Origin of the sequence: Edaphobacter sp. (assembly GCF_035763405.1) — a bacterium.
GTDB lineage: Bacteria > Acidobacteriota > Terriglobia > Terriglobales > Acidobacteriaceae > Edaphobacter.
The window spans coordinates 1-15,208 of sequence record NZ_DASUBE010000166.1; the positions used below are offsets into that span (position 1 = coordinate 1).

13 protein-coding genes are annotated in these 15,208 nt (G+C 60.4%); 6 read left to right on the top strand and 7 right to left on the bottom strand.

What is annotated here, in order from left to right; genetic code table 11:
* Positions 1-323: 323 nt before the first annotated feature.
* The 3 genes from VFU66_RS15310 to mutS are packed head-to-tail and all read right to left on the bottom strand — an operon-like array spanning position 324 to position 5,727.
* Positions 324-1,886 carry an ABC transporter substrate-binding protein gene (locus VFU66_RS15310; RefSeq protein ID WP_326447138.1) on the bottom strand — a complete coding sequence of 521 codons (1,563 nt, stop codon included), beginning with the start codon at positions 1,884-1,886 and terminating at the stop codon, positions 324-326.
* A gap of 5 nt (positions 1,887-1,891) precedes the next feature.
* On the bottom strand, positions 1,892-3,073 hold the full coding sequence (locus VFU66_RS15315) for an anhydro-N-acetylmuramic acid kinase (RefSeq protein ID WP_326447139.1): 1,182 nt from the start codon (positions 3,071-3,073) through the stop codon (positions 1,892-1,894).
* Between the two features lie 2 nt (positions 3,074-3,075).
* Positions 3,076-5,727 (bottom strand): DNA mismatch repair protein MutS, encoded by a 2,652-nt coding sequence (gene mutS / locus VFU66_RS15320; RefSeq protein ID WP_326447140.1) that lies wholly within the window; start codon positions 5,725-5,727, stop codon positions 3,076-3,078.
* Between the two features lie 140 nt (positions 5,728-5,867).
* Here mutS and VFU66_RS15325 point away from each other — a divergent pair, with 140 nt between their 5' ends.
* Both VFU66_RS15325 and hemA read left to right on the top strand, forming a co-directional pair.
* Positions 5,868-6,677, top strand: coding sequence for a cytochrome C assembly family protein (locus tag VFU66_RS15325; RefSeq protein ID WP_326447141.1), 810 nt, complete (start codon positions 5,868-5,870; stop codon positions 6,675-6,677).
* Positions 6,674-7,936, top strand: a complete 1,263-nt coding sequence (gene hemA, locus VFU66_RS15330) for a glutamyl-tRNA reductase (protein ID WP_326447142.1) — start codon at positions 6,674-6,676, stop codon at positions 7,934-7,936. The genes VFU66_RS15325 and hemA overlap by 4 nt, the downstream gene beginning before the upstream one ends.
* A gap of 154 nt (positions 7,937-8,090) precedes the next feature.
* Here the strand turns inward: hemA and VFU66_RS15335 are convergent, their stop codons facing one another.
* Complete coding sequence (locus VFU66_RS15335) at positions 8,091-8,951, bottom strand: DUF3494 domain-containing protein (protein ID WP_326447150.1); 861 nt, start codon at positions 8,949-8,951, stop codon at positions 8,091-8,093.
* Between the two features lie 206 nt (positions 8,952-9,157).
* On the opposite strand from VFU66_RS15335, the gene hemC reads away from it, so the two are divergent.
* A complete protein-coding gene (gene hemC / locus VFU66_RS15340) occupies positions 9,158-10,126 on the top strand; it encodes a hydroxymethylbilane synthase (RefSeq protein ID WP_326447143.1) in 969 nt (322 codons plus the stop codon).
* Positions 10,127-10,166: 40 nt separating this feature from the next.
* Complete coding sequence (locus VFU66_RS15345; protein WP_326447144.1) at positions 10,167-10,922, top strand: uroporphyrinogen-III synthase; 756 nt, start codon at positions 10,167-10,169, stop codon at positions 10,920-10,922.
* Here VFU66_RS15345 and nth read toward each other — a convergent pair.
* Complete coding sequence (gene nth / locus VFU66_RS15350) at positions 10,919-11,602, bottom strand: endonuclease III (RefSeq protein WP_326447145.1); 684 nt, start codon at positions 11,600-11,602, stop codon at positions 10,919-10,921. The two genes, VFU66_RS15345 and nth, sit on opposite strands and share 4 nt — an antisense overlap.
* A gap of 18 nt (positions 11,603-11,620) precedes the next feature.
* Complete coding sequence (locus tag VFU66_RS15355; RefSeq protein WP_326447146.1) at positions 11,621-12,457, bottom strand: chlorite dismutase family protein; 837 nt, start codon at positions 12,455-12,457, stop codon at positions 11,621-11,623.
* 69 nt (positions 12,458-12,526) lie between these two features.
* Here VFU66_RS15355 and VFU66_RS15360 point away from each other — a divergent pair, with 69 nt between their 5' ends.
* On the top strand, positions 12,527-13,165 hold the full coding sequence (locus tag VFU66_RS15360; protein WP_326447147.1) for a DedA family protein: 639 nt from the start codon (positions 12,527-12,529) through the stop codon (positions 13,163-13,165).
* Between the two features lie 156 nt (positions 13,166-13,321).
* Positions 13,322-14,668 carry an inositol-3-phosphate synthase gene (locus tag VFU66_RS15365; RefSeq protein ID WP_326447148.1) on the top strand — a complete coding sequence of 449 codons (1,347 nt, stop codon included), beginning with the start codon at positions 13,322-13,324 and terminating at the stop codon, positions 14,666-14,668.
* 236 nt (positions 14,669-14,904) lie between these two features.
* Here the strand turns inward: VFU66_RS15365 and VFU66_RS15370 are convergent.
* A partial coding sequence (locus VFU66_RS15370; RefSeq protein WP_326447149.1) for a PEP-CTERM sorting domain-containing protein occupies positions 14,905-15,208 on the bottom strand: 304 nt, incomplete at its 5' end.

Consider the following 15,208-nt stretch of genomic DNA (forward strand, 5'->3'; position numbering starts at 1 on the left):
TCGTTCCCTTGCCACCCAAATACGCCTGCAACACCTTCCGCCGCAAATCATCGCTATACGCACGAGCCATGACTCACACTCGCAGACTCAAGACGTCAGGAAAAGAATCAAGTGATATACCTATGGGTAAAATGCTCTAGACAGCAAGCTAGCGCGTCGGGCGCAGTGCCAGCGAGGTTGTCCGAAAAGTCCAACGAAGTGTGCAGCAAATCGGGATACGAATCTTTATTTCGTGTGTGGGGAATGGTTTGGGGAAAACTGTGGAAAACAACCCTATCCCCTTTATTTTCAAATCCGGTGAATCCCTGGGGGCAACCAATGCGCTACCGCACCCAGGCACTCCGCAGAAAATCAAACGTTCCCGACGTATTCGTCTTCACGCCTTCCACCCGGAGCGTATGGACGACCTCGTTATTCGGATACCAGAGCGGAATCGACGGCAGCTCGTCGGAGAGAATCTTCTGCACCTCGACATAGTCCACCCTGCGCGCCGCCTGACTCTCTCCGGCAGCCGCAGCCTTCAGCAAAGCATCCACGCGAGGGTTCGAGTAGTGCCCCCGGTTCGCGCCCTTCGGCGGAAAGCTCGACGAAGCGTAGGCATAGCGGAAGATGTCCGGGTCCTCGTTGCTGCCGATCCACCGCAGCACATAGATCTGAAACGCTCCATGGGTCACGTCCGAGTAGAAGGTGCCGAACTCCGACGAGCGTATCTCCAGCCGGATGCCAGCAGCGCGCATCTGCTGCTGCAACACCGCCGCGAGCAGCCGCGTTGTCTCGTCGGTCGAAGTCTTGATCGTCAGTCTCAGCCGCACTCCATCTTTGCCCGCCGGAAATCCAGCCGCATCGAGCAGCCGCTCTGCCCGCGCGATGTCGTGCGGGTACTGCTCCAGCTTGTCTTCGCTCGCAGCAGCCCAGTGGCCGATAGGTAGCAAGGAATTCGCAAGGCGCGCCTGCCCGCGCCAGATGGCATCCACAATCGCCTGCCGGTCGAGCGCGCACGCCACCGCCTGCCGCACCCGCTTGTCGCGCAGCACCGGATCTGCGACGTTGAACGTCATGTACATGACAGCCGAGTTCGGCCCCGATTCGATCTTAAGGCTCGGATCGCGCTCCAGCTCGTGAATCATGTCCGGCGTAATGACGTTGCTCGCGAGATCAGCCGAGCCCTTCCGCAACTCCAGGGCGCTGGTAATCGTGTCAGGCGTCACCTGAAAGATGACGTGTTCGATTCGGTGTCCGCCCGGAGGAGGCGAAGGAGTGCCCGCCCAGTACTGATCGTTCCGTTCAAGAATCACGTCCTTGTCCTGCACCGCACTGACGAACTTGTAAGGCCCCGACCCCACCGGATGCAGCCCGAAGTCGCGGCCCGCCCCGCGAGGCACCACGCCAAACAAACCATCGCTGAGATTGAAGAGCAAGCCCGGGTCAGGATATTTGAGATGCACCACCACAGTCAGCCTGTCCGGGGTGTCGATTCGAGCGATCGAAGCAAAAGCCCCGCCCTTCGCAGTAATCAACGTCCCGTCGATCATGCTGCGAATGGTCCACGCCACGTCTGCCGCCTCGAGCGGGCGACCATCCTGAAACCGCACGCCGTCGCGGAGATGAAACACCCACGTCAGCGGATCAGGCTGCTCCCATCGCGTGGCCAGCCAGGGTTGCAGATTGTAGTGATCATCCTTGCGCACGAGAGCATCGAAGATCAGCCCGCCGATGCGCTCCGACTGCGCATCCGTTCCTTGCCGCAGGTCGAGATTGTTTGGGCTGCTCTCGATAATCATCACCACGGTGGAAGGATCTTTCGTCGCGCTCCGGCAGCCCGCAAGTCCGAGGCAAAGCGCAACCGCAAGTGCGCCGCCCACGCTTCGCAACCGAATTCGCCGCAAGCCCATCATCCTTGCGTGACCTTGCCCAGCACCGCACTACGCAAAGCTCCTGTTGCCACAGGGACATTGCCCGGCAGTCCGAACCACGTCAGCCATGCGAGCAACGCGAACGCTACTCCCTCCTTTGCCTGCGCGGAAACGCCTAGTTCCTCCATCAGCCGCACTCGTGCGTTGAGGGGCTTCAATCCATCGCAGAGCATTCTCATCAGCGCGACATTCTTCGCACCGCCGCCAGCCACGACAAACTCTGCCTGTGTCTTTGAAGTAAATCGTGCGAGATGCCTCATCACAAAGCGACGATATGCATCGACAATCGATTCAGCCGTCAAAGCTGTGGCCGTTGCGACGATGTCCGCATCGCTTGCACCGGCTTTCCTGCACTGAGCGATAAACCTCGAAACATATTCCGCGCCAAACTCCTCTCTGCCGCAGGACTTCGGCGGCGGGGCAGAGAAGTACCGTTCACGTAAACTCTCCGCGAGTACAGGCGAAATCACTCGCCCGCGTCGAGCCACCGCACCGCCACGATCAAATGTCTTTCCAAATAACAGCGACATGCACGCATCGATCACCATGTTCGCTGGCCCAGTATCGAATGCCAGCAAGTCGTCGATAGCAGCCCCGGCAGGAATCGCCGTCAGGTTGCCGATGCCACCTAGGTTCTGCAGGATGCGGCTCACTCGCGCGGACCGAAACATCACGTAGTCGAGCATCGGCACCAGCGGCGCGCCCTGCCCGCCCGCAGCCATGTCTGCCGGGCGGAAATCGCTGACTACAGGCACCCGCAGCCGCTCGGCGATCACGCTTGCTTCGCCCGTCTGCCAGGTGCAGCGCACGGGCGCACCAAGATACTTCGCAGCAACCGACTGGTGATAGATAGTCTGGCCATGGCAGCCCACCAGTGCCGCTTTCACGCCGAACTTCGCTTCGGATTTTGCTACAGCATCGGCATAGATCTCGCCAAGCCGCCAGTTCAGACGTGACATCTCCGCGGCTGAGATCGCCTTCGCATCCATCGCGGCGAGCACGGCGGCGCGCACAGCCTTTGGGTAAGTAGACCCTGCGTGACCGATCAGCTTCACGCGCGGCGTATTACCTGATACATGCGAGATGCGGCAGAGCGCCACGTCTACGCCGTCCGCCGAAGTGCCGCTCATCACGCCAGCCACGATCATCGCCTTCGGCATCGTCACCCTTTCAACTCCTGTTGCAACTCTGCAAGCAGGTTCAGCGCCTCGCGCGGGGTCAGGCCATCCACGTCCACTTCGGCGAGACGGTCCACAATTCTTTGCGAGAGCGGCGTGAACATGGTCATCTGCAACGACGGCATGGCCGGCGCGGCCTCGCGCACCTGTTGCGTCTCGGCACGCTCATGCAGCTTCAGGACCTCGCGCGCGCGAGCGATGACATTCGAGGGTAGTCCCGCGAGTCGCGCCACCTCAATGCCGTAACTCTTGCTCGCCGGCCCGGGCTCCACGGTATGCAAAAACACGATGCCACTGGCGGTCTCCTTCACGGTCACGCGCAGGTTCGTCAACCGTTCCAGCTTATCGGCCAGCATCGTCAGCTCGTGGTAGTGCGTTGCAAAGAGCGTCCGCGCACCAACGTGATTGTGCAGATACTCCACGGTTGCCCATGCGAGCGACAGCCCATCGTAGGTTGCGGTGCCGCGACCCATCTCGTCGAGCAGCACCAGCGAGCGGGCCGTCGCTGTATTCAAAATCGCCGCTGTTTCAGTCATCTCGACCATGAAGGTTGAGCGCCCGCGCGCCACGTTGTCGCTTGCGCCGATGCGTGTGTAGATGCGGTCGACCAGGCCCAGGCGCATCCGTTCCGCAGGAACAAAGCACCCCATCTGCGCCATCACTGCCAGCAACGCCGTCTGCCGCAGGTAGGTCGATTTGCCGCCCATGTTTGGCCCGGTAATCAGCAGCACGGCCGGCCCGGCATCCGCATCCATGTGGACAGAGTTGGGCACAAACCTGCCGCTGCCTGACTCCTCCATGCGACGCTCGACCACCGGATGCCGCGCGCCCGCAAACTCAAGCACGCTGCTTGTGTCGATTGCAGGACGAATCCATCCGCGCAACGCAGCGAGATGCGCAAAGCACGTCAGCAGGTCAATCTCTGCCACGCGCCGTGCCGTCTCGCGGATGCGCCCGGCTGCATCGAGCAACTGCCGCCGCAGTTCGGCAAAGATTCTGCGCTCGATCTCGCCGCTTCGCTCCTGCGCGGTCAGGATCTTCGTCTCGTACTCTTTCAACTCTGGTGTAGTGAATCTTTCCGCGTTCACCAATGTCTGCTTGCGCTCGTAATCTGCGGGAACGGCCTTCGCGTTCGCCTTGGTTACTTCAATGTAGTAGCCGAAGACGTTGTTGAACCGCACCTTGAGCGACGCAATCCCGGTGCGCTCGCGCTCGCGTTCTTCAATCGCCGCCAACGCCTGACGACCGCTGCGGCCCAGCTCGCGCAGCTCATCCAGCTCCGCGTCCACGCCTGCGCGGATCGTACCGCCGTCAGCCAGAGAGGTGGGAGGCTCGTCCGCGATCGTGTTGACAATCAGCGCATGCAGATCTTCGAGAGGATCGATCGTCGAGCCCAACTCTCGCCAGCGCGCAGCCTTAAACTCCTTCACTGCGGAGGCCAAACCCGGCAGATGCTTCAGCGTCTCAGCCAGCGCCATCACCTCACGCGGCCCGGCTGAGTCGAGCGCCACGCGGCCCAGCAGGCGCTCCAGGTCGAGGATGCCATCCATCGCACGGCGCAGGTCTTCCCGCCGCCGCAGATCGGCCGTTACTTCAGCAACGGCGTCGAGCCGTGCCTCAATCTCCGCCAAGTCGTTCGCAGGCCGCAGCAGCGAGGCGCGCAGCAACCGCTTGCCCATCGGTGTCGAACAGGCATCGAGCGTATAGAACAGCGTCGTCTGCGCCGATTCGCCGGAGAACAGCGGTTCGACCAGCTCCAGATTGCGCACGCTGACCGCATCCAGTTCGAGTGAGCTTGACCGCTCATAAAATCGCAGCCCATCGACGTGCTCGAGCCCACCCTGCTTGGTCGCGCGCATGTAATGCAGCAGTGCCCCCGCAGCCACTACAGCAGTTTCATGCCCACCCAGCCCCATTCCGTCGAGCGAGTGAACATGGAAGTGGTTACGCACCAGAGGCACCGCGTAGTCCGCAGTGAACACCCATTCCTCGACTGCGGTCTTCGTCCGAATCGCATCCAGTCCGGCGGAAGAGCCCTCTTCTTCACCGGCAAGATTCACGCCGCCGAGCAGCCCCTTGCCATAGAGCAGTTCCACCGGTCGCACGCGGCCCAGTTCGTCCATTAGCAACGCCCACGCACTCGCTCCGGCAAACTCCGTCGCGCGAAACTCGCCGGTTGAAAGATCGAGCAGCGCCAGTCCGCAGATTTGCTGCGTGTCCGCGCCCACAACGCAGATGCTCGCCAGATAGTTGCTCTGTTCGGCTCCGAGCGTTGGATCGAGCGCCGTGCCCGGCGTCAGCACGCGCGTCACTTCGCGCTTGACGAGCGTTTTGGTCAGCTTCGGGTCTTCCATCTGCTCGCAGATGGCGACCCTGTACCCCTTGCGCAGCAGCCGCTGAAGATAAGTCTCCGCCGCGTGGTAGGGCACGCCGCACATGGGCACGGTGCGGGCCTTGTCGCGCGCGGTCAGAGCCAGTTGCAGCTCTTTTGAGACCAGCACAGCGTCCTCGAAGAACAGTTCGTAGAAGTCGCCCATGCGGAAAAATACGAGTGTGTCGGGGTGCGCGTCCTTCGCGGCGCGATACTGCCGCATTGCCGGCGTCAGAGTCGTCTCGTTTGCAATCGCAGTGCTCATATACAGAACCGCCAGAATACCGCACCGGCGGGTCAATTCACGCACGCCGCTAATCGGACGCGGCAGAACGGCAACATGCGCAAGGCGATATACTTAATCTTTACGGAATTATTGCGAAACGCAGCGCCCTTCCGCCCGGTATGTCCCTGTTCTGGCTCAGAGTCGCGGTCTTCCTGTACGGCATCGCCGCGCTTGCGGTGCTGCCGGCGGCGCTGTACCACCGTCCACGCTGGCGCCACATCGCCATCCCGACTGCCACCGCGGCATTCTTCTTCCACTTTGTCTCTTTGGCCGAGATGCTGAACGCCGCGCACCACCGCCTGCCCGTGGACGCGCACGAGCTGCAAATTCTTCTCGCACTCGTCCTTTCGGCGGCTTTCCTGGTCGTCAACTGGCGATACAAGACCGTCTCGCTCGGTGTGTTTGTACTGCCCATTGTCTTTCTGCTTGGGCTGATTCCCGCCTTTGCGCCCGGCCAGCAGGAGTCTGGTCTTGTGCTTAACAGCAGCATCTGGATATTCCTTCATATCGCGCTGCTGCTGGCTGCTTACGCCGCGCTCTTTCTCAGTCTGCTGGCCTCTGTGCTCTATCTCATTCAGGAGCGGCGTCTCAAGCAGAAGAAACCCGGTCTGCGATGGCTCCCGCCGCTCGAGACGACTGACCAGATCGCACTCAAGACGCTGCTCTTCGGTTTCCCCTGCATGACGGCGGGCCTGCTCATCGGCTCGCTGGTCGCGCAGGCCACTATTGGGATTACGTACTTCCGCGACCCGAAGATTCTGCTCGCTTTCGCCATGTGGCTGGCTTACGTGGCGATGATTTATATTCGCCGCCACTCCGGTCTGCGCGGGCGTCGCGCCGTCTATCTTTCGAGCTTCGTCTTCCTCATCATCCTGACCGTCTGGGCTGCCAATCAGTTCAGCGTCGTCCACAGGTTTACCGCGCCATGAGCCAGAAGAATCAAACCAGCCTGGTGCTCGTCGGCGTCAACCATAATACGGCACCCATCGAGGTACGCGAACGGCTCGCCATCCCCGCAGCGCGTCTGGCCGATGCCACTCGCTCGCTCGTTCACCAGCCCGGCATCCGCGAAGGGCTCATCCTCTCGACCTGCAACCGCGTTGAACTCGTCACGCTGCAGGAAGACCCTGCCGAGCCGTCCAATAAGGCTGATCTGCTGCGCTTCCTCCACGAGTACTTCTCAATCGCGCCGGGAGAGATCCAACCGCACCTCTACGAATTCCGCGAGCGCGAAGCAGTGCGTCATCTCTTCCGCGTTGCCAGCTCGCTCGACAGCATGGTTGTGGGCGAGCCTCAGATACTCGGCCAGGTCAAGGAGTCATACACGGTAGCGCGTGAAGTCGGCGCTGTCTCCACCAAGCTTGAGAGCCTGCTGCAACGTACATTTACCGTGGCGAAAAAAGTTCGCAGCGAAACACAGATCGGCTCAAGCTCGGTCTCCATCGCGTCGGTTGCCGTGGATCTTGCGAAGAAGATCTTTGGTTCGCTCGAAGGCAAGACTGTGCTGCTCGTCGGCGCGGGTAAGATGTCTGAACTGGCTGCGCGGCACCTCATCCAGCAAGGTGCGTCGAGCATCGTCGTCGCCAACCGCACACAGTCTCGCGCAGAAAAAATAGCGTACGACTTCAGCAGCGCGGCCACTCATACCCAGGCCATCCCATTTGACGATCTCTATGCCCAGGCGCCGCACGCCGACATCGTCATCACCAGCACCGGCGCACCTGAGAAGATATTCGGAGCATCGCACGGTCAGCACTTTCTGCAACAGCGTCGCAACCGGCCCATGTTCTTCATCGACATTGCCGTGCCGCGCGACGTTGATCCGCTGATGAACGAGGTGGAAGGCTGCTTCGTCTACGACATTGACGATCTGCAACAGGTGGCCCAGGCTAACCTGGCCGACCGCAGCCGCGAAGCCGAGGCCGCCGAGACCATCGTCAGCAGGGAAGTGGACAAATACCAGGAGCGTCTCCAGTCGCGCGACGCCGTGCCTGCCATCCTTGCGCTCCAGCAGAACGCCGAAGCCATTCGCACAGCCGAACTGGCACGCCTGCAAGCCAAACTGGCGGAACTTACTCCGCAGCAGCGAGAGGCGGTTGAATCACTCACGCGCTCGCTGACTGCAAAGCTCTTGCACCCGCAGCTCACCGCACTGCGCGAATCCGCGCGCACAAAGGACGCCGAGTAGACCTCGCGTTGGACTCCGGCATCAGCTTCGACACGCAGTGCGAGAGGGTGGAAGGGATGGCGACCTACCATCCTTGAACATGGACCAAGAAGCATCCGCACCGTCCATATTCGCAACGATGCAGATGCGTCCTGATCGGATTCAGGGGTAATTGCTAAACGGCAAACCTGCGGCGGACGATCCAGGCCGCTCCCAGCAAGCCAGTAGCGAGTAACGGAAGGCTTTCCGGCTCGGGCACAGCAGATGGTGTAGTACTGTCGCCAGTCCCGCAACTGTCGATGGTGTTGGTGTCCATCGTCACTGCACCATTGAGCGCAATGGCACTCCCACAGTTGATCGTGGCGCCCGTAGTCAACGTGATACTAGTGTTCGCTATAAGATACCCGTCAAACGCAGTGCCTGTACCGAGGGTCGCGGAACTGCCAAGCACCCAGTACACGCTGTCGTTCGATCCGGCATTCTCAGTGACCACGGACGAGTTGCTCGCAGTCGTAAGCGCGCTTCCAATTTGGATCACGATACTCTGATTGCTCAGCCCACCAAAATCCAGCACCAGTATTGGAGTGGTGCCTGACAGTAGTGCCGAGGAATCGTAAGTGTACACTCCCGGCGTAAGTGTGAGGCCGCCAAGGTTCTGCCCCGTCAGGTTACTCGTCGACGTTAGACCGTTCAAACTGTTGTAGCCACTCAAGGCATCCGCCTGAGCTGTCATAGCTACCCCGTTATCGTTGTAGATTGTTCCATTGACGGTTCCAGGAGGAAAACCGGTAATGGATGTGCCGGGATATAGTCCAAGATCCCCATTGAGAACGGTAGGCCCAGTGTTCGTGATCGCCGAGGCGCCCAGGACGGAAAAGCTACTTGCCGTGCCAAGTACGTTCAATGAATAGGCTCGTGAGTAAGTGGCGGTAAAACATAAGACACCAAGAGCAAGTATGGAAACGAATCTGTTCATAGTGAGACCTCTACCCTCAGAGCAGCACACCGGTGGCCAAAGAAGAATCACAACGTGCATTTCAGTAAAGCAGCGACTTGCATTCTTAAGCTGTTCAATATGACTCACCACCTGCAAACGAGCAATACAGATATTTTGCGTAAGAGTGGCAAAGGCTTACCACTTGCCCGCTCTGCCTGCAACGAGGAAGATTGACGAAGAAGGGAAAAGATTCCGCCTGCAAACTGGCATCCTCTCGTTTTCCGATCCCGTATCCTGTAAAAGACATGAGCACCGAGCACAACACCTCAAAGACCCCCATCCGCATCGGCAGCCGAGGCTCGCAGCTCGCTCTCTGGCAGGCGAACCACGTCCTCGAAGCCCTCCGCGCCCGAGGCCACGCCGCCGAGATTGAGATCATTCGCACCACGGGCGACCGGATGCAGCAGCCCGGCTTCGTGCCGCCAGCGAATCTCGACGGCAAGGGCATCTTTATTAAGGAGATCGAAGAGGCGCTTGAACAAGGTCGCATCGACCTCGCCGTTCATTCGCTCAAAGACCTGCCTACCACGCTCGCCCCGCAGTTCACGCTCGCTGCCATACCACAACGTGCTGACGCCCGCGACGTCTGGGTCTGCGAACAGTACTGGGGGCTCCACACGCTTCCAAATGGCGGCCGCATCGGCACCACCAGCCCACGTCGCCGCGCACAACTGCTCGCGCTGCGCCCGGATGTGCAGTTCGTCGAGTTGCGTGGCAACATCGACACGCGCCTGCGTAAGCTCGACGAAGGTCAATGCGACGCACTCGTCCTGGCTGCCGCTGGTCTTGACCGCCTCGGCCGTACCGAATCAGTCCACTACCGGTTCCCGCCCGAAGAGCTTTGTCCTGCTCCCGGCCAGGGCGCGCTCGCCATCGAAAGTCGCAGCAGTTCCGGTTCGCACGACCTGTATGTGCGCGAGGCTGTAGCGTTTCTCGATCACGCACCGACCCGTTTCGCCGTCGAAGCAGAACGCGCGACGCTCGACGCGCTTGGAGGCGGCTGCTCGCTGCCTATCGGGGCACACTGTATCGCGCCGCAAACCGCAAACGGCAAGTGGCGCATGATTGCACAGGTCGTTGCGCCCGACGGCGAAGCGATGGTCCAGATAGAAACCGAGGCCACCTACGAAACGCCTGCGGCCACGCTCGGATTGTGGGTGGCCGACGACCTCAAATCCAAAGGCGCGCTCGACCTGCTTGTCACCGTCGCCTGAGTTCGCTCAGAATTGACTGCGTCACCCAGACACTGCTCACGTGTATCCTCTCGCACAAAGACGTATCCTCGTCACGCGCACGCGCCATCAGGCGTCGGGGCTCGCGGCTCAACTCGAATCTCTGGGCGCGACCGTTGTTATCGTCCCCACGATCGAGATCGTTCCGCCTGAGACCTATGCACCGCTCGACGCCGCGCTTGCACGTCTTGCTGCATTCGACTGGCTTATCTTCACCAGTGCCAATGCGGTCGAAGTCTTCGAGCAGCGCCGCAATCGTGCCATCGCTCCAAAGCGCATCGCAGTCATTGGCCCGGCCACGGCGCGCGCGGTCGAGGAAATCGGCCTTGCCGTCGACTTGATTCCTCCGCAATACGTAGGCGAGTCGCTCGCCGTTGAACTCACTCCCTACGCCCAGCATTGCCACATGCTTCTCATCCGCGCCGCTGAAGCGCGCGACACGCTTCCCGAGACGCTTCGCGCTGCCGGTGCCACCGTTTCCGTCGTCGCAGCCTATCGCAATCAGGTACCGCCCGGCGCCATCCCGACGCTTCAGTCCATCTTCGCTTCACCCAGGACCTGGCCTGATGCCATCACCTTCACCAGCGCCTCCACGGCGCGCAATCTCTTCGCACTGCTCGATGCAGCAAGCCTCGTGCTTCCTGAAAAAATTGTCCTCGCGTCGATAGGCCCCATCACCAGCCAGACGCTCCGTGATCTCGGCCATCCGCCGCATGTTGAGGCCGCGGAGCACACCATCCCTGCGCTCGTCCATGCGCTCGCTGAGCGTTTCGCCTAGTGCGAACTCCAGGTCTTGTCGGAAGAGTTGCAAAGCCGCTCCAGCGTGCAGTCCATGCACTTCGGCTTTCTCGCCGCGCAGACCTGCCGCCCGTGATGAATCAGCTCATGTGAAAACGCAATCCACCGATCCTGCGGAATGATCTTCATCAAATCCTGTTCCACCTTCTCGGGAGTAGTCTGCTTCGTCAACTCAAGCCGCCGCGAGAGCCGCATGACGTGCGTATCCACCACGACGCCGACGGCGATGCCGTACCACGAGCCGAGTACAACGTTTCCGGTCTTCCGCGCCACGCCCGGCAGGCGCAGAATTTCTTCCATCGTCTGCGGAACCTTTCCGCCAAACTCCTCGACGACTACCTTCGCCGCGCCCTTGATCGACTTTGCCTTGTTGCGATAGAAGCCTGTGGTGCGAATCAACGCTTCAAGCTCGGGCAGGGAAGCGGCGGCCATCGCCTTCGGCGTCGGGAACGCCTTGAACAGCGCAGGTGTTACCAGGTTCACGCGCACATCTGTACACTGTGCCGAAAGAATCGTCGCGACCGTCAGCTCCCACGCATTGCGATGGTGCAGCGCGCAGACGACGCCGGGATAGGTCTTCGCCAGCACGTCAAGAATCGCCGCGACGCGGGCGGGGTCTGTCGGATTCGGCTTCTTCACTCGCTTTTTATCCGCGCTCATTCGTGATTTCTTTCTTCACTAACCCAGCCGGTCCAGCATCTCCGTCGCTGACATCCGCACGCAGCTAAAGATCGGCGTGTCCTTGAGCGTGTACATGCTCGCCTCGGTCTCACGAAGCTGCTGCACCAGGTCCAGGAAGTCTTCCGGGAAGTTGGTCTCGAACGCGACAACGAACTCCTGATCGTCCAAGCCGAACGAGTAGGTCGTGTTCAGCTTCACGCGCGGATACGAAAGGCCCACGCGGATGTGCTCGTCCATCAGGCGCTTGCGCTCCTCCATCGGCAGCAGATACCACGGCCGGGTCTTCCAGAACGGATAGATAAAAATGTACTTCTGCCCGCCCGGCCGAATCGCACCGCGTCCTTCACCTTCGCTCTCGTCCGGACGGCCAATCTGATACTGCGACCGTTTTGTCATGGCGAGGAAATTGTGCGGAACGGCGAGGTATCCACCGAGGGCCGTCGCCAGCAGTTCGCTGCGCATCGTATTCAGTTCATCGACGGCGTAGCCAATCGACCAGACGCACATATCCACATCACCGCGCGTCCCCACGGTCGAGTACGTGAGCGACAGAAACTCGCCCGGCTTGTTCCACTTCGCCAGCACCTCGGCAAACTCCGCCTTCTGCGCGGCCTTCTCTGCCGCGGGCAGACGCTTCCACTCAGGCAGCACCTTATAGAAGCTGAAGCAGACGATCTGACGTTTGACGGCAGGCTTTGACGGATCGTGAGGAGCGGAGGCGTAGCTGCTCGCGGGCCTTCCCGGTTTCGCTGCTGGCGCGACAGGCGCTGGCTTCCCGTGGTCAGATTCGGTTCCCTCGACGGCCGCTTCCGGCGCGATATACGTATTCGACATGGCGCATCTCCTTGCACTTCCATGCTAGCGCATCGTCGCTAATCGCCCACGCCGGTATACTCAACCAGAATGTCCGAGAAAATGATTGCCAGCCTCGCCAGCTTCATCATCGCCGTCATCTCCGCAGGAGGCTACGCCGGGATCGCCCTGCTGATGGGCATCGAATCCGCCTGCATTCCGCTGCCTTCCGAGATCATCATGCCCTTCGCCGGCTACCTCGTTCACATGGGCCAGCTCAAGCTCTTCTGGGTCGCTACCGCTGGAGCGATCGGATGCAACCTCGGCTCCATCCCTGCCTACTGGCTCGGCGCATGGGGAGGCCGCCCCGCCGTCGAACGATTTGGCCGCTATCTTCTTCTCAGCCGTCACGACCTCGACCGGACGCAGGCATTCTTCCACAAGTACGGTGGTATCACTGTCCTCATCGGCCGCCTTCTTCCCGTCGTGCGCACGTTCATCGCGCTGCCCGCCGGCATCGCGCGCATGAGCCAGCTTCGCTTCCATCTCTACACATTCATCGGCTCATGGCCCTGGTGCTACCTGCTCGCTTACGTCGGCATGAAGCTCGGAGACAAGTGGGAGACCGACCCGCGCTTCAAGGAAGCCTTCCACCGCTTCCACCTCGGCGTTGAAGTCGTGCTGCTCATCGGCATCGTCTGGTTCGTCTACACGCACTGGAAGAACCGCATTCGCACAGAACAGGTGTAACGGTCCATCGCGCCAAACCCCGCGTCTGGCGCGGGAATTCACGTTATCGCTAAAGCCTGCTGATTCCTCCGTTTCGTTTGCACGCAGTACTTTCGTGCGCGATACTGGCCCTTCCGGACAACGGAAAAATCGAGTCACAGAAGGGTAAGCATCAGCATGTCTACAGCCCCAGCCGCCAACGAAGCCGCGGCCAGCATCAAGCCCGCATCAGGAAAACTCGGAATCATGGTCCCCGGCATGGGGGCCGTTGCCACCACGCTCATCGCGGGTGTCGAAGCTGTCCGCCGCGGATTCGCCAAGCCTATCGGCTCGCTCTCGCAGATGGGCACCATTCGCCTGGGCAAGCGCAATGAAGGGCGCAGTCCGCTCATCAAGGACTTCGTCCCGATCGCTCCGCTCGACAACGTCGTCTTTACCGGTTGGGACATCTTCGGCGGGAACCTCTACGACGCGGCGCGCACGGCTGAGGTGCTGGAGCGTGACCAGCTTGAGCAGATTCGTCCGTTCCTCGAATCCATCGAGCCGATGCCTGCGGCGTTCAACCAGAATTATGTGAAGCGGCTCACGCCGAAGAAGATTAAGACTGGGAAAAATAAGTGCGATCTTGCCAACCAGATTCGGAACGACATCGCTGAGTTCAAGACGAAGACCGATCGGCAGGTGATGATCTGGGCGGGTTCGACTGAGATCTTTCTGGAGCAGTCGGCAGTGCATCAGTCGCTCGCTGCGTTTGAGAAGGGACTGGTTGAAGACGATCCGGGCATCTCGCCCTCGATGCTCTACGCCTGGGCAGCGCTGAAGGAAGGGATTCCGTTTGCGAACGGCGCGCCGAACCTGACGGTGGACATCCCGGCGCTCAACGAACTCTCGCGGAAGATGAATGCTCCGATCTGCGGCAAGGACTTCAAGACTGGCCAGACGTTCATCAAGACGGTGCTCGCGCCGGCGTTCAAGACAAGGATGCTTGGTGTGTCTGGATGGTACTCGACGAACATTCTGGGCAACCGCGACGGTGAGGTGCTGGACGATCCCGAGTCGTTCAAGACGAAGGAGGAGTCGAAGCTGGGCGTGCTCGACGTCATCTTCCGGCCTGACCTCTACCCTGACCTCTACAAGGACCTGTATCACAAGGTGCGGATCAACTACTATCCTCCGCGCGGCGACAACAAGGAGGGTTGGGACAACATCGACATCTTCGGCTGGCTCGGGTATCCGATGCAGCTCAAGGTGGACTTCCTGTGCCGCGATTCGATTCTGGCTGCGCCGCTCGCGTTGGACCTGTGTCTCTTTATGGACCTCGCGGCTCGGACGCCTTCGCTGAGTGGGCTGGGGATTCAGGAGTGGCTCAGCTTCTACTTCAAGGCCCCGGACTCGGCTCCGGGCGTCTATCCGGAGCACGATCTCTTTATTCAGTCGATGAAGTTCAAGAACACGCTCCGTCACATCATGGGTGAGGGCCTGATCACTCACCTCGGCCTGGACTACTACACTCACGCGGAGTAGGCCCCCCATATCTAATATCTAAAATACTTCAAACAAAGGAGTTAGATAGGGGGTATCTCCGGGTATTTGCGCACGTTTCATGCCATTCTCCCTGAACATAGAAAAGCCCGGCTGCCCGCCGGGCCTTTCTTTTTCCTGATTTAAGGTTATCAGGTGTGTCAAGGGTGGCTGTGGAAATGAGTGCTCAAAGACGAAGGGCCATCAGGCAATGGCCCTTCCGCCAGCAGTCCCGGCAATTACTTCCGCACTTTGAACCTGCGCGCCATGGGTTTGGCCAATCCAAGGAGCCCCGTCCCCAGCAGCAGTAGCGACTCCGGCTCAGGTACGGGACTGGACGTGAATGAGCCAGCCTCTCCAGGGAGCCCTTCGGCATTGGGGCCGGAGTTCGGATTGTCAACTAGGCCGGTCGCATTCGCAAGACCGGCGGCATAGAGAATCGGCCCTCCGCCTACGTCGCCATTGCTCCAAATCTCGCCGACGTAACCGCCTGGGCCGCCGATGTTGAACGCGACGCCAAAAATATCGAACTGGCCTCCGGAA